The sequence below is a fragment of the Phenylobacterium sp. P4_E10 genome (assembly GCF_056401675.1).
This window is the reverse complement of sequence record NZ_JBFUIW010000003.1, coordinates 118387-139247: the sequence shown is the minus strand read 5'-3', so window position 1 is coordinate 139247 and position 20861 is coordinate 118387. Positions and strand designations below refer to the sequence as shown.

Here is a 20861-nt window from a genome sequence, read left to right as displayed (position 1 = left end):
TCCGGCTCAGCGTTTCAACCGGCTTCCACTTAAAGCTGTGACGCTCTGAGCGCCCCGCGCGCTTTGTTCAATTGCGGTAAAGGCCAAAGCCTTATATCCCCCCGACGCCGACGCTTTTCGGGGTGTAGCGCAGTCTGGTAGCGCACCTGGTTTGGGACCAGGGGGTCGGAGGTTCGAATCCTCTCGCCCCGACCAGCGTCGGCCAAAGATTGATTGAGGGTCCGCATGCTCGCGCGCATCTACCGTCCGGCCAAGAACGCCATGCAGTCCGGCAGGGCCAAGACCAAGGATTGGGTGCTGGAATTCGAACCGGCCTCGGCCAGACGGTCGGACCCGCTGATGGGCTGGACCCTGACCAGCGACATGAACGGCCAGATCCGCCTATCCTTCGAGACCAGCGATGAAGCGGTGGCCTACGCCCAGGCTCACGGCATCGCCTTCCAGATCACCGAGCCGAAGACCCCCAAGCGCATCATCAAGGCCTATGCGGACAACTTCGCCTACGGCCGCAAGCAACCCTGGACCCACTAGGGCTTTCACGAGCGCCCATAGCTCACCGGACCGCCTTCTAAGCGAACGGTTGCAAGCGCCGAGGTCATGCGAAATAGGGGGAGAGGCCTTTCGGAGTTCGTCCCGTCAGGTCGCGACGCGTTCTCTGAGCGCCCATAGCTCAACCGGATAGAGCATCCGCCTTCTAAGCGGACGGTTGCAGGTTCGAGTCCTGCTGGGCGCGCCAGGGTCGGTAACCGCGAGTCTTCGGGGCTTCCAGGCAGTTCTCTCCGCTTGAGTTCGCCCCGCGGCGGGCGGATGGTCAGGCCATCGAGTCAGTACCCGGGGGACGACCCATGATCCGCTTGAAGACCACCGCCGCGGCGATCGCGGCGCTCTCCGTCCTGGCCGCGGGCCCAGCCTTCGCCGCCGGCCTCAGCGCGCCGGAGAAGAAGATGGTCGCGACGGCGACCGCCGAGCAGGAGCGTTCGCTGAAGCTGCTGGAGACCCTGGTCAACATCAACAGCGGCACGCTGAACAAGGCGGGCGTGGAAGAGGTGGCCAAGATCCTTCAGGGCGAGCTGAAGGACCTGGGCTTCGAGGTCCGCTGGGTTCCGATGGCGCAGGTCGATCGCGCCGGCCACATCGTGGCGGTCCACAAGGGCTCGGGCAAAGGCAAGCGCATGCTGCTGATCGGGCACATGGACACGGTGTTCGAGCCCGAGAGCCCTTTCCAGAAGTACGTCCGCCGCGGCGACATCGCCGAGGGGCCGGGCGTCAACGACATGAAGGGCGGCCTGGTGATCATGCTGGGCGCGCTGCGGGCCATGAAGGCGGCCGGGACCCTGAAGGACGCCGACATCACCATCGTCCTGACCGGCGACGAGGAGCGGGCAGGGCGTCCGCTGGAGGTCTCGCGCGCCGACCTGATCAACGCCGCCAAGGTCAGCGATCTGGCCCTGGAGTTCGAAGGCCTGGCGCAGGAGAACGGCAAGGACATGGCCTCGATCGCCCGTCGCTCGTCGACCGAGTGGCGGCTGAGCGTGAAGGCCAAGTCCGGCCATTCGTCGGGCATCTTCAACGACAGCGTCGGCTATGGCGCGGCCTATGAGCTGGCGAGGATCCTCGACCAGTTCCGCCAGCAGGCGCGCGAGCCGAACGCGACCTTCAATGTCGGCTACATGGCTTCGGGCGCAACGGCGGCGCCCAATGGCAACGACACCGGGGCGAGCGCGACCGGCAAGTCCAACATCATTCCGGCAGAAGCGGTGGCGCGCGGCGACCTGCGGACGCTGTCCAACGCCCAGACCGAGAGCATCCGGGCCAAGATGCGCGCTGTCGTCGCCCAGCCGCTGACTGGCGCGACGGCGTCGATCGAGTTCACCGACGGCTATCCGGCCATGGCCCCGAGCGCCGGCTCGCGCGCCCTGCTGGTCAAGCTCAACGAGGTCAATCGCGACCTCGGCCTGGAGCCGATGGCCGAGCTGGACCCGCTGAAGCGCGGGGCGGGCGACATCGGCTTCGTCGGCGACCTGCTGCCGGGGTTGATCGGGTTCGGCGCGGCCGGGGCCGGGGCGCATGCGCCGGGCGAGACCATGGAACTGGACAGTCTTGATCGTCAGACCCAGCGGGCAGCGCTGTTCATGAGCCGGATGGCTCGGCCCTAGATGAGGGCAGTGTAGGCGTCGAGGGCCTGGCGCAGGTCGGCGATCAGGTCATCCTGCGCTTCAAGGCCGATGTGCAGGCGCATCAGCGGGCCTTCGTACTTCGGCGCGAACTTGCGCTTGCCGAGCTGAGGGTCGCTGACGATGGCCAGGCTCTCGAACCCGCCCCAGGAGAAGCCAAGGCCGAACAGCTGCAGCGCGTCAAGGAAGGCGTCGACGGCTTCCGGCGACCCCGGCTTCAGCACGAAGCCGAACAGGCCGCAGGCGCCGCTGTAGTCGCGTTTCCAGAGCGCATGGTCCGGGGAGCCGGGCAGGGCGGGGTGGATGATCTGCGCCACCTCCGGCTGCTGGGCCAGCCAATGGGCGATGGCCAGGGCCGCGTCGCCTTGGGTTTTGAGCCGGGTCGGCAGGGTCCGCAGGCCGCGGAGCATCTGGTAGGCGTCCTCGGCCGAGACCGCCCAGCCGAGATTGTGCACGCCGTCCTCCAGCGCCCGCACCAGGGCCGGATCGCGCGCCGCGGCCGACCCCATGAAGATGTCCGAATGGCCGCCCACGTACTTGGTCAGCGCCTGGACGCTGATGTCGACGCCGTGCTCCAGCGGCTTGAACAGGTAGCCGGCGCCCCAGGTGTTGTCGGCGAGGGTGAGGATGCCGCGCGCCCGGGCGAGGGCGGAGACCGCGGCGAGGTCCTGCATCTCGAAGGTCAGGGAGCCCGGCGACTCCATCACGATCAGCCGGGTCGCCTCGCTGGCCGAGCCGACCAGCTCCTCCGGCGAAAGGCGCGGATCGAAATAGCGGACGGCGACGCCATAGCGCTTGAGGACATTGTCGCAGAAGCGGCGGCTGGGCTTGTAGATGTTGTCGGCGGCCAGCACCTCGTCGCCGGACTTCAGAACCGCCAGCATGGCGCCGGTGATCGCCGCCAGGCCTGACGGGTAGAGGCTGACGCCGGCCGCGCCCTCCATCTCAGCGAGCGCGCACTTGAGCGCCTCGTGCGCCGCCAGGCCGGCCCGGCCGTAGGTCAGGTAGGCCTCGTCGTCATAGAGTGCAGCCGCGCAGGGCAGCAGGACGGTCGAGCCCTTCTGAATCGGCGGACCGACAGTCTTGACGAGGTCGTCAGACCGGGCGCCGGCGCGAATGAGACGGGTTTCTTCAGCCATGCGGGTTGACGGGCCGGAACGAACTTGAGCCATGATCAGCTCGCACTTAGAGCCTGGTCAGCTTTGCAATCAAGGAGGGCGGCCAATCCACCGGCCCAGTATTTCTAAGCCTGTCCCCAGCTTGATCGCCGCCGTCCTGCTGGTGGCCGCCTGCGGAGAGCCGAAGACCCCGCCGCCACAGCCGCCGCCGCCCAAGGTTGAAGCTCCCGCCGCCAAGGCCGCCTTCACGCCTAAGCCTAGTCCGACGCTGGCGGCGATCCGGGCGCGAGGCTGGGTTTCGTGCGGCGTGAACCCCGGGCTGTCGGGCTTCGCCTTCGCTGACGACCGCGGGACCTGGCGCGGCTTCGACGTGGACATCTGCCGAGCCATCGCCGCCGCCGCCCTGGGGGACGCCAAGGCGATCCGCTTCACGCCGGTCAGCGCCGAGGATCGGTTCTCAGCCCTGCGCAGCGGCAGTATCGACGTGCTCTCGCGCAACGCATCCTGGACCGTGGCGCGCGACGCCGGCGAAGGCGTGGACTTTGCGGCCATCACCTATTTCGACGGTCAGGGATTCCTGGTTCCCAAGTCGCTGGCGTTGACCAGCGCCGACGAACTGAACGGCGCGCGGATCTGCGTGCAGGCGGGCACGGCCAGTGAGGCGAACCTCGCCGACTATTTCCAGGCGCGCGGTCTCAAGTACACCGCTGTGGTGACCAAGACCGAGGCCGAGGCCAGGGTGAAGTACCAAGCCGACGGCTGCGACGCCTTCACGGCCGACATCTCGGCCCTGGCCTCGTCGCGTTCGGTGATGAACAGCCCCAATGCGCACGTCATCCTGCCGACGGTGATCTCCAAGGAGCCGCTGGCGCCGGTCGTGCGGCAGGACGATCCGGTCTGGACCGACATCGTCCGCTGGACGGTCTATTCGCTGATCCTGGCCGAGGAGCTGGGCGTCGACAGCAAGACCGCGCCGGAGCTGGCCAAGACTTCGACCGACCCGCGCATCCGCCGCCTGCTGGGCGTGGAGAGCGACTTCGGCGCGCCGATGGGGCTGAAACGCGACTTCGGCTATCAGGCCATCGTCCAGGTCGGCGCCTATGACGAGGTGTTCGAACGCAATGTCGGCGCTCGTTCGGCGCTGAAACTGGCGCGGGGGCACAATGCGCTGTGGAGCGCCGAGCAGCCGGGCCTGCTCTACGCGCCGCCGATCCGTTAGGGGCCCGTGACGACCGGAGCGTCAGGCAGTCCGCCCCACTCGGTCCAGGACCCGTCGTAGACCGCCGTGCGGTCCAGGCCCAGGCGTGCGAGCGCCAGCGCCAGGACCGAGGCGGTGACGCCCGAGCCGCAGGTGGTGACGATCGGCTGCTTCAGATCCACCCCCGCGCCCTTGAAGGCGGCGGTGAGCTGTTCGGCCGGCTGCAGGGTTCCGTCCTCGGCCACCACCTGCTCCCAGGGCAGGTTGGCCGCGCCAGGCATGTGGCCGGAACGCAGGCCGGCGCGCGGCTCGGGCGCCTCGCCGGTGAACCGGGCGGCCGAGCGGGCGTCGACCATCCGCGCCGAACCGCTGGCCAGGATCTCGCGGACGTCGGCGGCGCTGCGCACCAGCCAGGGATCGAAGGCGGGCTCGACCTGGACCGCGCGGGGATAGATCTCGCCCGGTTCGATCGAGCGGCCTTCTGCGATCCACTTGCGCAAACCGCCGTCGAGCACGTGGACCGTCGGGTAGCCCATGGCCCGCAAGGTCCACCAGACCCGTGCGGCCGAGCGAATGCCGTGAGTGTCGTAGATGACGATGTCCGCCTCGCGCGGGAGGCCGAGCAGGCCGGCGGCCTTGGCGAAGGCCTCGGGGCTCGGCAGCATGTGCGGCAGGTCGCTCGAGGTGTCGGCGATGGCGTCGATGTCGAAGAACACCGCGCCCGGTATGTGGCTGACCAGATACTCGTCGTGGCCGCTGCGGTTCTCGGCCGGCATGTACCAGGAGCTATCGACCACGCGAATGTCCGGCGCTCTCAGGCGGTCGGCGAGCCAGGCTGTGGAGACGACGGGATCCATGTCTACAACCAACGCGGAACGGGGAAGTCGCGCTGCTTCAGAAACTCGGGATTGAAGATCTTGCTCTGATAGCGCGCGCCCTGGTCGCAGAGGATGGTCACGATGGTGTGGCCCGGACCCATCTCCTTGGCCATGCGGATCGCCCCGGCGACGTTGATGCCGGTGGAGCCGCCCATAACCAGGCCCTCGTGCTCGACCATGTCGAAGATGACGTTCAGCATCTCGACGTCGTCGATCCGGTAGGGGTGATCGACGGTCAGGCCCTCAAGATTGGCGGTGATCCGACCCTGGCCGATGCCCTCGCTGATCGAGGTTCCGTCGGACTTCAGCTCGCCGTCGGTGTACCAGGAGTAGAGAGCCGCGCCGTGCGGGTCGGCCAGACCGATCTTGATGTCCGGCTTGCGGACCCGCAGGGCCTCGGCGACGCCAGCCAGGGTGCCGCCCGAGCCGACGGCGCAGATGAAGCCGTCGACCTGGCCGCCGGTCTGTTCCCAAATCTCCGGTCCCGTGGTCTCGACGTGGGCCTGACGATTGGCGACATTGTCGAACTGATTGGCCCAGATCGCGCCGGCCGGTTCCTTGGCGTTCAGCTCCTCGGCCAGGCGACCTGAATAGCGGACATAGTTGTCGGGGTTGGAGTAGGGGACGGCGTCGACCTCGACCAGCTCGGCGCCGAGCAGGCGGATGGCGTCCTTCTTCTCCTGGCTCTGGGTGCGCGGGATGACGATGGTCGTGCGGTAGCCCGACGCCGCGGCGACCATGGCCAGGCCGATGCCGGTATTGCCGGCGGTGCCCTCGACGATGCGCCCGCCAGGACGCAACAACCCGCGCCGCTCGGCGTCGCGCACGATGTAGAGCGCGGCCCGGTCCTTCACGGACGCGCCGGGGTTCATGAACTCGGCCTTGCCGAGGATCTCACATCCGGTGGCCTCGCTCGCACGGCGCAGGCGGATCAGCGGGGTGTTTCCGATGGCGTCGAGGACGCTGGGAGCGACGGTCATGGCGGTCTACTTAAGGCCCGCCGCGCGCGAGGAACAGGGGTGTTGAGGCCCAGCTTTCTTGCAAGCGCCCCAAGCCGATCTGCGAAGGTCAGGCCTTGGCAAGGCTCAGCTGGACGACATTGGTTCGTTCGGTGCGGAAGCCGGCCTCGCAATAGCTGAGATAGAACCGCCAGAGCTTGCGGAACCGCTCGTCGAAACCCTGTGTGGCGATCTCGTCCCAGGCGCTCTCGAAGCGCTTGCCCCACTCGGCCAGAGTGTCGGCGTAGTCCTGACCGAAGCGGACCATGCCGGTCCCGGTGAGGCCGGCGCTGGTGGTCTCGGCCTCAAGGCGTTCCTCGGAGGGCAGCATGCCGCCCGGAAAGATGTACTTCTGGATGAAGTCGGCGCGGCGGCGGTAGGCCTCGAAGATCTCGTCGCGTATGGTGATGATCTGCAGGCCGGCGCGCCCGCCGGGCGCCAGCACGTCGCGGATCTTGCCGAAGTAGGTCGGCCAGTAGCGCTCGCCCACGGCCTCGAACATCTCGATGGAGGCGACCCGGTCGAAGCGGCCCTCGACGTCGCGGTAGTCGATCATGCGGATCTCGGCCTTCTCGGCCAGGCCCTGGGTGAAGATCCGCTGGCGAGCGAAGTCGAACTGTTCCTTGGAGATGGTGATGCCGGTCACCTTGGCGCCGACCTCCTTGGCGGCGAACTCGGCGAAGCCGCCCCAGCCGCAGCCGATCTCTAGAACCGATTGGTCGGTTTGCAGGCCCATCCCCTCTGCAAGGCTCCGGTACTTGTAGGTTTGGGCCTGCGCCAATTCCTGGCCGGACTGCTGATAGCGCGCCGACGAGTAGGTCATCGTGTGGTCGAGCCACTTCGAATAGAAGGCGTTGCCGAGGTCGTAGTGGGCGTGGATGTTCTTGCGCGAACCCTGGCGGGTGTTGGCGTGGAAGGTGTGGCCGATGAAGTTCACGGCCCGTACCAGGGGATTGCCCAGGAACAGCTTGGCCAGCCGGTCGAGGTTGAGGCCTACGGCGCTGAGCACGGCCGAGAGGTCCGGGGTGTCCCACTCGCCGGCCATGTAGCCCTCGGCGAAACCAATGTCGCCCGCCGCCAGCACTCGGCGCATGAAGGCGAAATCGTGGATGACGACCCGGGCTTCGACCCCTGGATCCGTGCCGTTGATCCGCAACTCGCGGCCGGCCGGCGTGATGAAGGTGAAGGCGCCGACGCGCCAATTCAGCGCCATCAGCCTCGCCGCGAACCGAAATGCGGCCGGCGCGCCGGCGAGCTGCGGGAGCTTGCCGAAGGCCCGAGGTGAAGCGGCTAGAGCCGCCAACGATGGTTCATGCGCCAAGCTCATGGTCGCAACCCTCGATTTCTCAGACGCTAACAGTGCATTTAGGATTGAAACTAATCAACACCAGTAGCGCTAGTTGGCTCCGCGCCTGCCCGGAGTTCACCTTTTCGCGCTTGTGAACCGCGCCCACGCGCGCCACTTAGGCCCAAACGACGGCGTCGCCGCCGTCTGAACAGACTTCGGGAATCCCATGACCGTACTGACGCTTGACCGCTGGAATCTCTCGATCGGCGATGGCCAGCCGTTGGTGGTGATCGCCGGCCTGAACGTCATTGAAGACCTGGACCTGGCGCTGGAGACGGGCCGACACCTGAAGGCGGTCACCGCCGAGCTTGGCCTGCCCTATGTGTTCAAGGCGAGCTTCGACAAGGCCAACCGCTCCTCGGTGAAGAGCTTCCGCGGGCCTGGTCTCAAGGAAGGCCTGAAGATCCTCGCCGAAGTGAAGGCGCAGCTGAACGTGCCGGTGTGCACCGACCTGCACGAGATCGATCAGGCCGAGCCGGTCGCCGTGGTCGCCGACCTGGTGCAGATCCCGGCGTTTCTCTGCCGCCAGACCGACCTTGTGGTCGCCACCGCCAAGGCGACGGGCGCGGCCGGCGGGCTGTTGCATGTGAAGAAGGCCCAGTTCCTAGCGCCTTGGGACACCAAGAACATCCTCAGCAAGATCAAGGAAGTGTCGGACGTCGGCGTTGTTCTCTGCGAGCGCGGCAGTTCGTTCGGCTACAACAACCTGGTCGTCGATATGCTGGGGATTCCGGAGATGAAGAAGCTGGGCGCGCCGGTGACGATCGACGCCACCCACGCGGTGCAGCTGCCGGGCGCCGATCCGCGCACGGGCGGCGCTTCGACGGGTGGTCGCCGTGACGGCGTGGCCGTGATCGCCAAGGCGGCGGTGGCCGTGGGCGCCAACGGCGTGTTCCTCGAGTTCCACCCCGAGCCGGACAAGGCGCTGTGCGACGGGCCGAGCTGCCTGCCGCTGGCTGGCGCGCGCGATCTGCTGGCCAGCCTCAAAGCCGTTCATGCGGCGGTTCAGTAATCGGCGTAGGCTCTGAGCATCATGGACCTCGCGGCCCTTCAGAAGATCCTTTCGGCCCTGTCGGGCGCACGCATCGTCTGCGTCGGCGACCTGATGGTGGACCGCTTCGTCTACGGCGACGTGACGCGCGTCTCGCCCGAGGCGCCGATCCCGGTGCTCGCCCGCAAGCGTGAACTGGTGATGCTGGGCGCGGCCGGCAACGTGGCGCGCAACGCCGCGGCGCTGGGCGGCGAGGTCTGCCTGGTCGGCATGATCGGCGGCGACGCCGAGGGCCATGAGGCGCTGCGGCTGATCAAGAGCGAGGAGGGCGTCGAAGGCTTCGTGGTCACCGACCCGGCCAGGCCGACGACCTTGAAGACCCGTTTCGTGTCCGGCGGCCAGCAGCTGTTGCGGGTCGACATGGAGACCAGCGGCCCAGCGACGGGCGATGTCGAACAGCGCCTGGTGCGCACGGTACGGGACGTCGCCAAGGGCGCCGGCGTGGTGCTGCTGTCAGACTACGGCAAGGGCGTGGTGACGCCGGCGGTCATCGAGGCGTCGCGCGAATCCGGCGCGGTGATGATCGTCGACTCCAAGGCGCGAAGCTTCGCCCGCTATGGCGCGGTTGATATCGTCAAGCCCAACGCGGCCGAACTGGCGCACGCCACCGACATGCCGACCTCCACTGATCCCGAGATCGAGGCGGCGCTGGCCCATGCCCTGACCTTGTGCGAGGCCAAGGCGATCCTGGTGACGCGCGCGGCCAAGGGGATATCGCTGGCCGTGCGCGGCGAACCGGTGCGCCACTTCCCCGGCGTCCCGCGCGAGGTGTTCGACGCCTCCGGCGCCGGCGACACCACACTGGCGGCGCTGGGCGTCGCTCTGGCGGCCAAGGTCGCCATCGAGGACGCGATCGAGTTCGCCATGCTGGCCTCGGGCGTCGCGGTCGGGAAGGCGGGCACCGCGGTCGTCACGCCCGAAGAGATGATCGAGGCCTCGATCAGCGCCCACATGGCCCCCGCCGAAGCCAAGATCGTCACGCCGCAGCGGATGGTCGACGAGATCGCCCGCTGGCGAGCCAAGGGCCTGAAGGTCGGATTCACCAACGGCTGCTTCGATATCCTGCACCGCGGCCACGTGGCCTATCTGGCCCAGGCCCGGCTGTGGTGCGACCGGCTGATCGTCGGCTTGAACTCCGATCGATCGGTTCGCGAGCTGAAGGGCGACGGACGCCCGGTGAACGACCTGGAGAGCCGCGCCATGGTGCTGGCCGGGCTGGGTTCGGTCGATCTCGTGGCCCCGTTCGATGAGTCGACGCCTAGCGCCTTGATCGAAGCGGCGCGACCTGACGTTCTCATCAAGGGCGCGGACTATGCCGAGAGCGAGGTCGTCGGCGGCGACTTCGTGAAGTCCTACGGCGGTGAGGTGAAACTCGCCCAGCTGGTGGATGGCTATTCGACCACCGCCGCCATCGCCCGGATGCAGGAGAAAGCATGACCCGTCGGATCATCTTCGTCACCGGCGGCGCCGGGTTCATCGGCTCCAACATCGTCGCCAAGCTGGCGGAGGACCCGGACCTGGACGTGGTGGTCTGCGACCGCCTGCGTGAGGCCGAGCTCGGCAAGTGGCGCAACATCGCCAAGCATCCGATCGGCGACTTCGTGGCGCCCGAGCACATGTTCGAGTGGCTGGAGAAGCGCTGGCGCGACATCGAAGTGGTCGTCCATATGGGCGCGGTCTCCTCGACCACCGAGCCGGACGCCGACAAGATCATCCATTCGAACTTCACGCTGTCGCGCGACCTGTTCCGCTGGTGCGCAGACCATCAGCGGCGCTTCGTCTATGCCTCGTCGGCCGCCACCTACGGCGACTCCGTGGACTTCCAGGACCGCGACGACCTCAATTCGTTGGCCGCCCTTCGCCCGCTCAACACCTACGGCTGGTCGAAGTCGCTGTTCGATCTGTTCGCCGCGCGCCAGGCGGCCCGCGACTACGCCCCGCCCCAATGGGTGGGCCTAAAGTTCTTCAACGTCTACGGGCCGAACGAAGAGCACAAACACTCGATGAAGTCGGTGGCGTCGCAGATCTGGCCGAAGGTCCGCGACGGCCATTCGGTTCAGCTGTTCAAGTCCTATCGCAATGGCGTGCCGGACGGCGGTCAGAGCCGGGATTTCGTCTATGTCCGCGACGTCGCCGACGTGGTCGGCTGGCTGGCCAAGAACGAGCAGGTGAACGGCATCTACAATCTCGGCTCCGGCACGGCCCGGACCTTCGAGGACTTGGCGCGAGCGGTGTTCGCCGCCGCCGGTCGGGCGCCTGAGATCGAGTACACGCCGATGCCTCCGGCCATCCGCGACAAGTACCAGTACTTCACCCAGGCGCACATGGAGCGCCTGCAGCAGGCTGGCTACAATCAGCCCATGACCAGTCTTGAGGACGGCGTCACCGACTATGTGAAGCGCTATCTCTCCCAGCCCGATCCGTATCGGTAGGGCGAAGGGGAACCATGGCCGAGCGTCCGAAGGGGTTCCGGCGTCTGGTGACGGCCGCCATCGTTGTGGTCGGCCTGGTGTTGGCGGCTGGCGCCTATGTCTGGCGCGACGACATCCTTCGCACCCAGCTCGATCCCAAGGAGCCGTTCCAGACCTACGACCCGCCGCCGGCGCCTGACTTCGCCCAGCGCTCGGCCTGGGCGCTGATGCCGTTGGCCCCCGACACGCCGACCATAGGCGAGCCCGCCGCGGACGTGTTCTTCGTCTCTCCCACCACCTTCGACGGCGGCCGTCACTGGAATGCGCCGATCGACGATCCGGAGGCCGACCTGCTGTTTCGCCGAGTGATGGCGCCGAACTATGCCGGGCCGTTCGTCCGGGTCGGCCGCATCTTCGCGCCCCGCTATCGGCAGGCCAGCCTCTACACACTGATGACCTTGCGTGACGACGCCAAGGAAGCCCGCCGCTTCGCCTATGCCGATGTGGCGTCGGCCTTCCGCTACTACCTGGCGCACTACAATCATGACCGGCCGCTGGTGATCGTCGGGGTGGAGCAGGGCGGCACCCTGGCCGCGCGCTTGATCGCCGAGGAAGTCGCGCCGAATTCCGGGCTGCGCGCCCGCGTGGCGGCGGCCTATCTCGTCCAGACCGTGGTGCCGGCCGACGCGCCGCCGCTGCCGCCTTGCATGGCGCCCGGGCAGACCGGCTGCCTGGCGGCCTGGGCTGCGGTTTACGAGGGCGAGCCGGAGCGCGCCCAGGCGCTGCTCGATCGCTCGTTGGTCTGGGGCGAGGGCGGTCAATTGGTCAATCTCGCCGGGCGCACGCCGATCTGCTTCAATCCTTTGTTCGGGGCGGTCGTCGACGCGGAGGCTCCGGCCCGCCTGAACCAGGGCGCCACCAACGCCACGGGACTCGAATGGGGGATGCGGCCGGCCTTCCTGACGCGGCAGGTCGGGGCCAAGTGCGAGAAGGGTGTGCTGCGGGTCACCCGCCCCAAGTCGCCGTCGCTCAAGCCCTCGGGCTCCTGGACCGACCGCCGACGGGCGCCGGGCTACAACCTGTTCTACGCCGACCTCGAGGCCGACGCCGCGGACCGGGTCGCGAGCCTGGCGCATTGATCAGGAGCGGCGACTAGCGGGCGAGAACCGCGGCAAGCGGATGTCAGCTAGCCGGCGTCCTTGAGCGGCGAGGCGGGCCGCCAGTCGAACAGCTCCTGCAGGACCCGCAGGGCCTTGCCGCGCTCCGAGGTCAGTTCCGGATCGCGGGCGATGATCAGGCGCGCGTCGTCCCCCGCCGCGGCGATCAGGTCCCGATGCGCGATCGGGTCGGCGAACACGTAGGCGGGGAAGCCCGACTGGCGCAGGCCCAGGGCGTCGCCGCCGCCCCGCAGTTCGAGATCCGTCTCGGCGATCAGGAAGCCGTCGTCGGTGCGCCGCAGGATATCCAGGCGCTTCTGGGCGGTCTCCGACAGCGGCGGGTCGTAGAGCAGGACGCAGGCGCTCTCGCGCGAGCCGCGCCCGACCCGGCCGCGCAGCTGGTGGAGCTGGGCCAGGCCGAAGCGCTCGGCTTGCTCGATGACCATGATGGTGGCGTTGGGCACGTTGACCCCGACCTCGACGACCGTAGTCGCGACCAGCACGCTGACCTTGCCGTCGGCGAAGTCGGCCATCACGGCGTCCTTCTCCGGCCCGGACATCTTGCCGTGGACCAGGCCGACGCCGGGGCCGATCTGCGCGCGCAGCTCCAGCGCCCGCTGCTCGGCCGCCTTGAGGTCGATCAGCTCGGATTCCGAGACCAGGGGACAGATCCAGAAGGCCTGGGCCCCAGCGGCGACGACCTGGCGGAGCCGGCCCTCGACCTCGGCCAGCCGGCTCATCGGGACCGCGCGGGTCGCTACGGGCGTGCGGCCAGGCGGCTTCTCGTCGATCCGCGAGACGTCGAGGTCGCCATAGACGGTGAGTTCCAAGGTCCGCGGGATCGGGGTGGCCGACATGGCGATCAGGTGCACCGCCTCGCCCTTGGCCTGCAGGCGCTGGCGCTCGGCGACGCCGAACCGGTGCTGCTCGTCGATCACCGCCAACTGCAGGTTCTGGAAGGCGACGTCGTCCTGGAAAAGCGCGTGGGTGCCGACCGCGACCTGGACAGCGCCGGAGGCCAGGCCCCGCAGCTTCTCGGCGCGAGCCAGGCCCTTGTCACGACCGGTGAGCAGCACCGCCGCAATCCCATGCTCGGAGAGCGGCCCGGAGATGGTCTCGAAATGCTGGCGGGCGAGGATTTCGGTCGGGGCCATCAGGGCGCTCTGACCGCCGCCGGCGGCGACGTCGGCCATGGCCAGCATGGCGACGACGGTCTTGCCAGAGCCCACATCGCCCTGGATCAGTCGGCTCATCCGCTCGCCGGCCGCGAAGTCGGCGCGGATGTCGGCCAGCGCGCGCTCCTGCGCTCCCGTCAACACGAAGGGCAGGTCGGCGCGCACGCGGCTGGCGATGTCCGAAGAGGCGATGGCGGGGGCCGGAGCGGCGCGGCGGTCGGACTTGCGCTGAGCCATGGCCAGCTGGTGCGCCAGCAGTTCGTCATAGGCCAGGCGGCGTGCGTGCGGGGTCTGCGGCGCGAGATCGGCCTCGCTCTGCGGGGCGTGGGTCAGGGCCAGCGCCTCGCGCCAGCTGGGGAAGCGCTCGCGTTGCAGCCAGGCGGGGTCTTGCCACTCGGGCATTTCCAGCGCGCGACCGAGCGCCTCCAGCGCGAACTTGCGGACCGTGCGGGCGGGCAGGCCGGCGGTGGCCGGATAGACCGCCTCCCACAGAGGGATCTCGTCGATGCGGTCGGGCGGCAGCAGGTAGTCCGGATGGGCGATCTGAAGGTTCAGGCCGAACCGCTCGACCTTGCCGCTGACCAGCCGCTTTGAGCCCAGCGGGTGCTTGGCCTCCAGCTGGCCGCCGAAGCTGCCGAAGAACACCAGGCTGAGGACCCCGGTCCCGTCATAGGTCTCGACGCGCCAGGGCTGCTGGGGGCCGCGCGGCCGCTTGTAGGCGTCGATCTGCACCTCGAAGATCTGCACCGCGCCTTCGATCGCGGAGGCCACGGTCGCCCGTTCCCGGCGGATCACCGAGTGCGGCCGCAGGAACAGGACGTCGCGCACGATCGGCCCGGCCAGCTTTTCCAGCAGGGGCGCGACGCGGCTGCCCACGCCCTTGAGGGTGGTGATCGGCGCATAAAGCGGAAAGAGAATCTCGGGCCGCATGACGGGAACATAGCGCGACCATGGACAGCCTGCGGCGCCCATGATGAAGTTCGCAAAACCCAGGGGGGAATCAAATGCCTAGAGCGCTTACGGCGACGGCCTGCGTCATGCTTCTGGCCGCCTGCAGTCCCGGTCCCGAGAAAGCCCAGGCTGAAACGGCCGTGGCGCCCGTGCTTCCGCCGGCGGTGCCGGTCGATCCCACCTTCACTGGCCTGACCCGCGCCAAGGGCGACGACCAGTTCGGCTACTACCTGCCCACCGCCGAGGTGAAGATCGGCAAGTACCGCCTCGACAACCTGCATATCGCCGGCCGTCAGGGCTTCAACGACTGGGAAAGCGGCCAGCGCACCAAGACCTACGCGCCGGTGATGCTCGAGTTCGTCGACGTCACCAGTCCCGCCCGCAAGAACGCGCTGGGCAACGTCGTCTATTCCGTGAAGCTCAAGGTTCTGCCCACCGCCTATCTGGTCACCGACGACCAAGTCCGGCTGGTCGGCAATCATCCGAAGCTCGGGGAGGTGCGCCTGGACGCCAAAATCGACCCGAAGGCGCTGAAGAAGTCCAACGCAAGCAAGGGCAAGGACGGCGGTGTGGTCGCTGCTGGCGCGCTCCAGGTCGGCGCCACGCCGTTCAACCAGGTCTCGTTCACCTGGAAGGGCGGCGATTGGGGCTGATCCCACTGGCGTGACGTGGCGGGGCGGCCTATATCGGCCGCTCCCCCATGAGCACCGACGATACACGACTGAAGCGTTTGAAGTTCCGGGCATGGCACCGGGGCTTCCGGGAAGCGGACCTCATACTGGGGCCGTTCGCGGACAAGTATGGCGCTGAGCTGAGCGCCGAGCTGCTGGACGCCCTCGAGGCGCTGCTGGAAGAGCCGGACCAGGACATCTACGAGTGGATCGTCGAGCGGACGCCGACGCCGCCTGAACACGACGGCGAAATCATGCGCATGATCAAAGCCTTCCGCTTCGAAGCTTTCGAGGCGCGCGGAGGGCCCCATGGCGGCTGACGGCTTCCGCGCCCCGACGGCGGCGGAGACCCGGCGGATCGCCCAAGACCCAGGCCGATTGGATCTGGTCGGCGCGCCGGAGGGCTTCGACGCCCTGGTGATGTCCGACATCGTCAAGTCGCGCGGCGGCCTGTCGGTGTTCGTGGCCCGCGACGCCTCGCGCCTCTCGGCCTTCGTCGACGCGTTCTCGTTCTTCGCTTCCAGCGTCGAGGTCGTGCGATTCCCGGCCTGGGATTGCCTGCCGTACGACCGCATCGGCCCTTCGGCCGGCGCTGCGGCCGAACGGATGACCGCCCTGGCGCGCCTGGCCAAGGGTTTTGACCCCAAGAAACCGGCCCTGCTGGTCACGACCGTCCCGGCCCTGATCCAGCGCGTGCCGCCGAAGTCGTCGGTCGAGGGCGCGGCCTATTCGGCGACGGTCGGCAATGTGGTCGAGATCGCCGATCTCGAGCGCTATTTCGCCATCAACGGCTATCAGCGCGCCTCGACGGTGTCGGAGCGTGGTGAGTTCGCGATTCGCGGCGGCGTGATCGACGTCTTCCCGCCCAACGCCGAGGAGCCGGTTCGCCTGGACCTGTTCGGCGACACGCTGGAATCGATCCGCGGCTTCGATCCGGAGACCCAGCGCTCCACCCGACAACTGAAGGACATCTCGCTGCTGCCGGTCAGCGAGGCGCTGCTCGACAAGGAGGCTATCTCGCGCTTCCGCCGCGGCTATGTCGAAGCGTTCGGCGCGCCTGGCGGCGATCCGCTCTACGACACGGTCAGCGAGGGCGGCCGCCGGGCCGGGATGGAGCACTGGCTGCCGCTGTTCTATCCGGACATGGCGACGCTGCTGGACTACCTGCCGTCCGACACCCTGATTGCCCTCGACCACCTGGCCGACTCGGCCCGCGACGAGCGTCTCTCGATGATCGAGGACGCCTACGACGCTCGGGCTCAGGCCGACCGCAAGGTCCACTATCACCCGCTGGAGCCGACCCGGCTCTACATGGACGCCGACGAATATCGCGAACGCCTAGCCGTGCGGCCGACTCGCCGGTTCTCCGTGTTCCAGGAGGTCGAGGGCGACACCGTCGTCGACATGGGCGCGCGTCTGGGCCGGACCTTCACGGCCGAGCGCCAGCAGGATTCGGTGAACCTGTTCGAGGCGACCGCCGATCACGCCCGCCGGCTGGTGGGCGAGGGCAAGCGGGTGCTGTTCGCCTCCTGGTCGGACGGTTCGTCGGATCGACTGGGCGCCATGCTGGCCGACCACGGCCTGAAGAACATCTCGCTGGCTCCGTACTGGGACGCCGCCCGCGCCGCTGATCCGAAGATCTTCCAGCGCGTGGTGCTGCCGCTGGAGTCCGGGTTCGAGACCGACAAGCTGGCGGTCATCAGCGAAACCGACATCCTCGGCGACCGGCTGGCGCGTCCGCGCCGCCGCCGCCGCGCCTCGAATTTCCTCGCGGAAGCCTCGTCTCTGACGCCGGGCGACCTGGTGGTCCATATCGACCACGGGATCGGGCGCTACGATGGCCTGAAGACGCTCGACGTCCAGGGCGCGCCGCACGATTGCCTGGAGCTGCAGTACGGCGGCGAAGCCAAGCTGTACCTGCCGGTCGAGAACATCGACCTGCTGACCCGCTACGGCAGCGACGGGGAGGGGGTTCAGCTCGACCGCCTGGGCGGCGCGGCCTGGCAAGCCCGGAAGGCCAAGGCCAAGGAACGCCTGCGCGAGATGGCCATCGGCCTCATCCGCATCGCCGCCGAGCGGGCCACCAAGGACACCGACGCCATCGTGCCGCCGCACGGCGTCTTCGACGAATTCTGTGCGCGCTTCCCCTACGAGGAGACGGAAGACCAGCTCAACGCCATCGGCGACGTGCTGGAGGATCTGGGGGCTGGAAGGCCGATGGATCGCCTGATCTGCGGCGACGTCGGCTTCGGCAAGACCGAAGTCGCGCTGCGTGCGGCGTTCGTGGTCGCCATGAGCGGCCAGCAGGTGGCGGTCGTGGCGCCCACGACCCTGCTGGCGCGCCAGCACTTCAAGACCTTTTCCGACCGCTTCCAGGGCTGGCCGGTCAAGGTTCGCCGACTGTCGCGGATGGTGCCGGCCAAGGAGGCCAACGAAACCCGCACCGAGCTCGCCAACGGCGAGGTCGAGATCATCGTCGGCACCCACGCGGTGCTGAGCAAGCAGGTCAGCTTCAAGAACCTCGGCCTGGTGATCGTCGACGAGGAGCAGCACTTCGGGGTCAAGCACAAGGAGAAGCTCAAGGAGCTTCGCGCCGACGTGCACATGCTGACCCTGACCGCTACGCCGATCCCGCGCACCCTGCAGATGTCTCTGTCGGGCATCCGTGAGATGTCGATCATCGCCACGCCGCCGGTCGACCGGCTGGCGGTGCGCACCTACATCACGCCGTTCGACCCCGTGGTGATCCGCGAGGCGCTGCTGCGCGAGAAGTATCGCGGCGGCCAAGCCTATTACGTAGCGCCCCGGATCAGCGACCTGCCGGACCTGCAGAGGTTCCTGCGCGAGCAGGTGCCCGAGGTGAAGTTCGTGGTCGGGCACGGTCAGATGGCCCCGACCCAGCTCGAGGAGGTGATGAGCGCCTTCTACGAGGGGCAGTACGACGTGCTGCTGTCGACGACGATCGTCGAAAGCGGCCTCGACATCCCCACCGCCAACACCATGGTCCTGCACCGCGCCGACATGTTCGGCCTGTCCCAGATGTACCAGCTACGCGGCCGGGTGGGGCGAGCCAAGGCGCGAGCCTATGCCTATCTGACCACGCCCTCGGAGAAGCAGATCACCCTGTCGGCCGAGCGCCGGCTGAAGGTGCTGCAGTCGCTCGACAGCCTCGGCGCCGGCTTCCAGCTGGCCAGCCACGACCTGGACCAGCGCGGCGGCGGCAACCTGCTGGGCGAGGAACAGTCGGGCCACATCCGCGAGATCGGGGTCGAGCTTTACCAGCAGATGCTGGAAGACGCGGTCAACGAGCTGAAGGAGCTGGCCGGAAAGGGCGAGGCGGCCGACCGCGGATGGTCGCCGCAGATCAACACCGGCGCGGCCGTGCTGATCCCGGACGACTATGTGCCGGACCTCAATGTGCGGCTGTCGCTCTACCGCCGCCTGTCGGACGCAGAGAAGGCGGGCGACCGCGAGGCCCTGGCCGCCGAGATGATCGACCGGTTCGGTCCGCTGCCGCCCGAGGCCGGTCAGCTGCTGAAAGTCGTGGCGATCAAGGGACTCTGCCGCGAAGCCAACGTCGCCAAGATCGATGTTGGGCCGAAGGGCGCGGTCGTCACCTTCCGTGGGGACGAGTTCAAGAACCCGATGGGTCTGGTCGGCTTCGTGCAGAAGAACCAGGTCGCCTGGCGCATCCGTCCGGACCACAAGGTGGTGGTGAAGGGCGAATGGGAGACGCCGGAGCAGCGCCTGGGCGCGGCCGAGGGCATCCTGGCCGAACTGGCGAAGCTGGCGGCCTAGGCGCGGGCCTGGCGCAGCAGCCGTCGGGCGCGAATCCACATTTCCAGCCGCTGGGCGCAGACCAGGCCGGCGGCGAACAACAGGAACATCTCGGCAAGATCCGCGGGCCGTACGCGCCACTGCGCGGCGTGGCTGGCGGCGTAGTCCCTCAGGGCGAAGCGGACCAGAAACAGGCCTGCGATCAGCGCCATGCCGAGCGGCGATGCACGGCTGGTCAGGGCGTGGGTAGCCGGGTCGATGGTGATCTGCGTGGTCCGTCCGCGCCACCAACCGAAGCCGAGGCCGGCTCCTAGAGCAAAGACGTCGACGACCAGGATGGCGAACGTGGACGGCGGCTGGGCTGTGAGGCTCATGGCCACCACCGACAGGATGAGGGCGGGCATGATCCACATGCGCTCGATCCGCAGCGTGCGTTCACGCACGCCGCGCAGGACGATGATGACGATGGCGATCAGCGGGGCCAGGTAGGCCCACGCCCCCTGCGGACCCGCGGGGTCCATCAGCTGGCCTTTTGGTGGGCCCCGGCGGCCGCCTCTTCCAGCGCCTTGCCGATGTTTTCCGGGCTGGTGACCTCGGCCACGCCGATGTCGAAATCGACCACGAACGGGGGCTGGCCGTCGCCGGCCTCGAAGGCGGTGCAGCCGATGACGGCGGCGATCCGTTCACCGGCGGCGCGGGCCGCCGCCTTGCTGGTGGCGGGTAGGGCCAGGGCGAAGACCTCCTGGCTCAGGCGAGCGGCGGTGTCCTCGACGCGAACCAGGCGGCCGACCATCGACCCGATCTGCGGAATGGCGCGGTCGAGCCAGCCGCCGGCGCGGGCTGCGCTGACGTCGGTGCGCTCGGCGACCCTGAGAACGCAGACCGACAGCGGGCGGCCGCGGTCGCGCGAGGCCTGGGCCAATCTTGCGACGTGCCGGGCGAACAGATCGCGAGTGAAGAGCCCGGTGGCGGCGTCCATAAGTCCCGAGGTCTTCGCCTTTTCGAGCGCCCGGCGGATCGAGGTCTGCCGGCGATAACTGCGGGCCAGTTCGAGCACGCGGCGAGCGGTCTCGGTCTCCGGCGTCTCGGGAGAAGCCACATCGGACACGCCCCGATGATAGGCCTCCGACATGGTCACGTAGCTCTCCTGGCGCATGTAGAGCAGGGCGGGCGTGTGATAGAGGCGGGTGTTGCGGCGCATGCCGGCGGCGATCGACAGCGCCTCCTGGCTGGTGTCGCCGGCCCAGAGCACCACGGCGTCGAACGGCCGCTCGTGCAGATAGTCGAAAGCGGTATAGGCGGTGAACGCCCCGATCACTTCGGCGCCGGAGCGGGCCAGGGCGTTCGAAAGCGCGAGGAACTGAGGCGCCGGCTCGCCGATCGCCAGGACCTGGTAGGGCGAAGTGTCGGGCTCGGGCATGTCCAGGCGCCGACCGCGTTCGGTGAAGGTCTCCAGCCGCAGCTCGAACTCCTCCTCGGCGACGGCGGTGCGGACCAGGGTCTCCAGCCGCATCACCACCTGGGCCGGATGCACCGGCGCGGCGAGGGTCAGGTCGAAATCGTAGGTCTCGAGTTCAGGGCCCGGGTCGCCGATGGCGATGACCGGCAAGCGCCGAGGCGCGCAGGCGGCCTTCAGGCGCCGCGCCATGGTCAGCGCCTCGTGCCCGCCGCTGGCCAGATCGATGATGGCGGCCTCGACCTTGAGATCGGCGAGCGCTGCGGTGGCGGCATAGGGGCCGCGCGCCGTGACCGTACGCCAGCCGAGCCGGTCAAGGCCCTCAGCGAGCGGGCCCGCCACGGCGTCGTCTCTCGCAACGATCAAGACTCGCGCCTGGACGCCCGCCGTCATTCGCCTAAACCCTGGCCCTTCATCCGCGAGACAGCGCCCAGGTTGGGCGGGAATCGACGCGCACGAGGACTATACAGCCGCAAGGCGAATGGCACAGCGATGGCA

17 protein-coding genes and 2 tRNA genes are annotated in these 20861 nt (G+C 68.4%); 12 read left to right on the top strand and 7 right to left on the bottom strand.

What is annotated here, in order from left to right; translation table 11 throughout:
* The first annotated feature begins 118 nt into the window (after positions 1 to 118).
* The 4 genes from AC1DQJ_RS04535 to AC1DQJ_RS04520 all read left to right on the top strand — a co-directional run bounded on the left by AC1DQJ_RS04535 (position 119) and on the right by AC1DQJ_RS04520 (position 2156).
* Positions 119 to 195: transfer RNA gene (locus AC1DQJ_RS04535), tRNA-Pro, on the top strand.
* Positions 196 to 225: 30 nt separating this feature from the next.
* On the top strand, positions 226 to 531 hold the full coding sequence (locus tag AC1DQJ_RS04530; protein WP_477600685.1) for an ETC complex I subunit: 306 nt from the start codon (positions 226 to 228) through the stop codon (positions 529 to 531).
* Positions 532 to 659: 128 nt separating this feature from the next.
* Positions 660 to 736: transfer RNA gene (locus AC1DQJ_RS04525), tRNA-Arg, on the top strand.
* A gap of 109 nt (positions 737 to 845) precedes the next feature.
* Positions 846 to 2156, top strand: a complete 1311-nt coding sequence (locus tag AC1DQJ_RS04520; protein WP_477600683.1) for a M20/M25/M40 family metallo-hydrolase — start codon at positions 846 to 848, stop codon at positions 2154 to 2156.
* On the opposite strand, the gene metC is transcribed toward AC1DQJ_RS04520, so the two are convergent.
* The gene (gene metC / locus AC1DQJ_RS04515; RefSeq protein WP_477601108.1) at positions 2153 to 3313 is read right to left on the bottom strand and encodes a cystathionine beta-lyase; all 1161 of its coding nucleotides are present in this window, start codon (positions 3311 to 3313) and stop codon (positions 2153 to 2155) included. The two genes, AC1DQJ_RS04520 and metC, sit on opposite strands and share 4 nt — an antisense overlap.
* A gap of 121 nt (positions 3314 to 3434) precedes the next feature.
* On the opposite strand from metC, the gene AC1DQJ_RS04510 reads away from it, so the two are divergent.
* Complete coding sequence (locus tag AC1DQJ_RS04510) at positions 3435 to 4511, top strand: amino acid ABC transporter substrate-binding protein (protein WP_477600681.1); 1077 nt, start codon at positions 3435 to 3437, stop codon at positions 4509 to 4511.
* On the opposite strand, the gene sseA is transcribed toward AC1DQJ_RS04510, so the two are convergent.
* The 3 genes from sseA to AC1DQJ_RS04495 all read right to left on the bottom strand — a co-directional run bounded on the left by sseA (position 4508) and on the right by AC1DQJ_RS04495 (position 7579).
* Complete coding sequence (sseA, locus tag AC1DQJ_RS04505) at positions 4508 to 5347, bottom strand: 3-mercaptopyruvate sulfurtransferase (RefSeq protein WP_477600679.1); 840 nt, start codon at positions 5345 to 5347, stop codon at positions 4508 to 4510. The two genes, AC1DQJ_RS04510 and sseA, sit on opposite strands and share 4 nt — an antisense overlap.
* Before the next feature lie 2 nt (positions 5348 to 5349).
* Entirely contained in the window at positions 5350 to 6348 is a 999-nt protein-coding gene (locus AC1DQJ_RS04500) for a cysteine synthase A (RefSeq protein ID WP_477600677.1), read from the bottom strand.
* A gap of 88 nt (positions 6349 to 6436) precedes the next feature.
* Positions 6437 to 7579 (bottom strand): class I SAM-dependent methyltransferase, encoded by a 1143-nt coding sequence (locus tag AC1DQJ_RS04495; RefSeq protein ID WP_477600675.1) that lies wholly within the window; start codon positions 7577 to 7579, stop codon positions 6437 to 6439.
* A gap of 301 nt (positions 7580 to 7880) precedes the next feature.
* Between AC1DQJ_RS04495 and kdsA the strand changes: the two genes are divergently transcribed.
* Genes kdsA through AC1DQJ_RS04475 form a run of 4 tightly spaced genes read left to right on the top strand, consistent with a single transcriptional unit; the run spans position 7881 to position 12315 of the window.
* A complete protein-coding gene (gene kdsA, locus AC1DQJ_RS04490) occupies positions 7881 to 8726 on the top strand; it encodes a 3-deoxy-8-phosphooctulonate synthase (protein WP_477600674.1) in 846 nt (281 codons plus the stop codon).
* A 21-nt stretch (positions 8727 to 8747) separates the two neighbouring features.
* Positions 8748 to 10202: a D-glycero-beta-D-manno-heptose 1-phosphate adenylyltransferase gene (gene rfaE2, locus AC1DQJ_RS04485; RefSeq protein WP_477600673.1), complete on the top strand. Its 1455-nt coding sequence runs from the start codon at positions 8748 to 8750 to the stop codon at positions 10200 to 10202.
* Positions 10199 to 11197 (top strand): ADP-glyceromanno-heptose 6-epimerase, encoded by a 999-nt coding sequence (gene rfaD, locus AC1DQJ_RS04480; protein WP_477600671.1) that lies wholly within the window; start codon positions 10199 to 10201, stop codon positions 11195 to 11197. The genes rfaE2 and rfaD overlap by 4 nt, the downstream gene beginning before the upstream one ends.
* 14 nt (positions 11198 to 11211) lie before the next feature.
* Positions 11212 to 12315 (top strand): DUF3089 domain-containing protein, encoded by a 1104-nt coding sequence (locus AC1DQJ_RS04475; RefSeq protein WP_477600669.1) that lies wholly within the window; start codon positions 11212 to 11214, stop codon positions 12313 to 12315.
* A gap of 47 nt (positions 12316 to 12362) precedes the next feature.
* Here AC1DQJ_RS04475 and recG read toward each other — a convergent pair whose 3' ends face one another.
* A complete protein-coding gene (gene recG, locus AC1DQJ_RS04470; protein ID WP_477601106.1) occupies positions 12363 to 14438 on the bottom strand; it encodes an ATP-dependent DNA helicase RecG in 2076 nt (691 codons plus the stop codon).
* Positions 14439 to 14512: 74 nt separating this feature from the next.
* Here recG and AC1DQJ_RS04465 point away from each other — a divergent pair, with 74 nt between their 5' ends.
* The 3 genes from AC1DQJ_RS04465 to mfd are packed head-to-tail and all read left to right on the top strand — an operon-like array spanning position 14513 to position 18928.
* A complete protein-coding gene (locus AC1DQJ_RS04465) occupies positions 14513 to 15112 on the top strand; it encodes a hypothetical protein (RefSeq protein ID WP_477600667.1) in 600 nt (199 codons plus the stop codon).
* A 47-nt stretch (positions 15113 to 15159) separates the two neighbouring features.
* Positions 15160 to 15450 (top strand): FAD assembly factor SdhE, encoded by a 291-nt coding sequence (locus AC1DQJ_RS04460; protein WP_477600665.1) that lies wholly within the window; start codon positions 15160 to 15162, stop codon positions 15448 to 15450.
* The gene (gene mfd, locus AC1DQJ_RS04455) at positions 15440 to 18928 is read left to right on the top strand and encodes a transcription-repair coupling factor (protein ID WP_477600663.1); all 3489 of its coding nucleotides are present in this window, start codon (positions 15440 to 15442) and stop codon (positions 18926 to 18928) included. Before AC1DQJ_RS04460 ends, mfd begins: the two co-directional genes overlap by 11 nt.
* Here the strand turns inward: mfd and AC1DQJ_RS04450 are convergent.
* Both AC1DQJ_RS04450 and AC1DQJ_RS04445 read right to left on the bottom strand, forming a co-directional pair.
* A complete protein-coding gene (locus AC1DQJ_RS04450; RefSeq protein ID WP_477600661.1) occupies positions 18925 to 19428 on the bottom strand; it encodes a CcdC protein domain-containing protein in 504 nt (167 codons plus the stop codon). The two genes, mfd and AC1DQJ_RS04450, sit on opposite strands and share 4 nt — an antisense overlap.
* Complete coding sequence (locus AC1DQJ_RS04445; RefSeq protein ID WP_477600659.1) at positions 19428 to 20756, bottom strand: diguanylate cyclase domain-containing protein; 1329 nt, start codon at positions 20754 to 20756, stop codon at positions 19428 to 19430. The genes AC1DQJ_RS04450 and AC1DQJ_RS04445 overlap by 1 nt, the downstream gene beginning before the upstream one ends.
* Positions 20757 to 20861 lie beyond the last annotated feature (105 nt).

Bases quoted from the DNA above. Each gene is read 5' to 3' on its own strand.
- metC (WP_477601108.1), bottom strand. From the start codon at position 3,313: ATGGCTGAAGAAACCCGTCTCATTCGCGCCGGCGCCCGGTCTGACGAC.
- mfd (WP_477600663.1), top strand. From the start codon at position 15,440: ATGGCGGCTGACGGCTTCCGCGCCCCGACGGCGGCGGAGACCCGGCGG.
- kdsA (WP_477600674.1), top strand. From the start codon at position 7,881: ATGACCGTACTGACGCTTGACCGCTGGAATCTCTCGATCGGCGATGGC.
- AC1DQJ_RS04475 (WP_477600669.1), top strand. From the start codon at position 11,212: ATGGCCGAGCGTCCGAAGGGGTTCCGGCGTCTGGTGACGGCCGCCATC.
- AC1DQJ_RS04495 (WP_477600675.1), bottom strand. From the start codon at position 7,579: ATGGCGCTGAATTGGCGCGTCGGCGCCTTCACCTTCATCACGCCGGCC.
- AC1DQJ_RS04445 (WP_477600659.1), bottom strand. From the start codon at position 20,756: ATGACGGCGGGCGTCCAGGCGCGAGTCTTGATCGTTGCGAGAGACGAC.
- AC1DQJ_RS04520 (WP_477600683.1), top strand. From the start codon at position 846: ATGATCCGCTTGAAGACCACCGCCGCGGCGATCGCGGCGCTCTCCGTC.
- rfaD (WP_477600671.1), top strand. From the start codon at position 10,199: ATGACCCGTCGGATCATCTTCGTCACCGGCGGCGCCGGGTTCATCGGC.
- sseA (WP_477600679.1), bottom strand. From the start codon at position 5,347: ATGGATCCCGTCGTCTCCACAGCCTGGCTCGCCGACCGCCTGAGAGCG.
- AC1DQJ_RS04460 (WP_477600665.1), top strand. From the start codon at position 15,160: ATGAGCACCGACGATACACGACTGAAGCGTTTGAAGTTCCGGGCATGG.
- AC1DQJ_RS04500 (WP_477600677.1), bottom strand. From the start codon at position 6,348: ATGACCGTCGCTCCCAGCGTCCTCGACGCCATCGGAAACACCCCGCTG.
- AC1DQJ_RS04465 (WP_477600667.1), top strand. From the start codon at position 14,513: ATGCCTAGAGCGCTTACGGCGACGGCCTGCGTCATGCTTCTGGCCGCC.
- rfaE2 (WP_477600673.1), top strand. From the start codon at position 8,748: ATGGACCTCGCGGCCCTTCAGAAGATCCTTTCGGCCCTGTCGGGCGCA.
- recG (WP_477601106.1), bottom strand. From the start codon at position 14,438: ATGCGGCCCGAGATTCTCTTTCCGCTTTATGCGCCGATCACCACCCTC.
- AC1DQJ_RS04450 (WP_477600661.1), bottom strand. From the start codon at position 19,428: ATGGACCCCGCGGGTCCGCAGGGGGCGTGGGCCTACCTGGCCCCGCTG.
- AC1DQJ_RS04530 (WP_477600685.1), top strand. From the start codon at position 226: ATGCTCGCGCGCATCTACCGTCCGGCCAAGAACGCCATGCAGTCCGGC.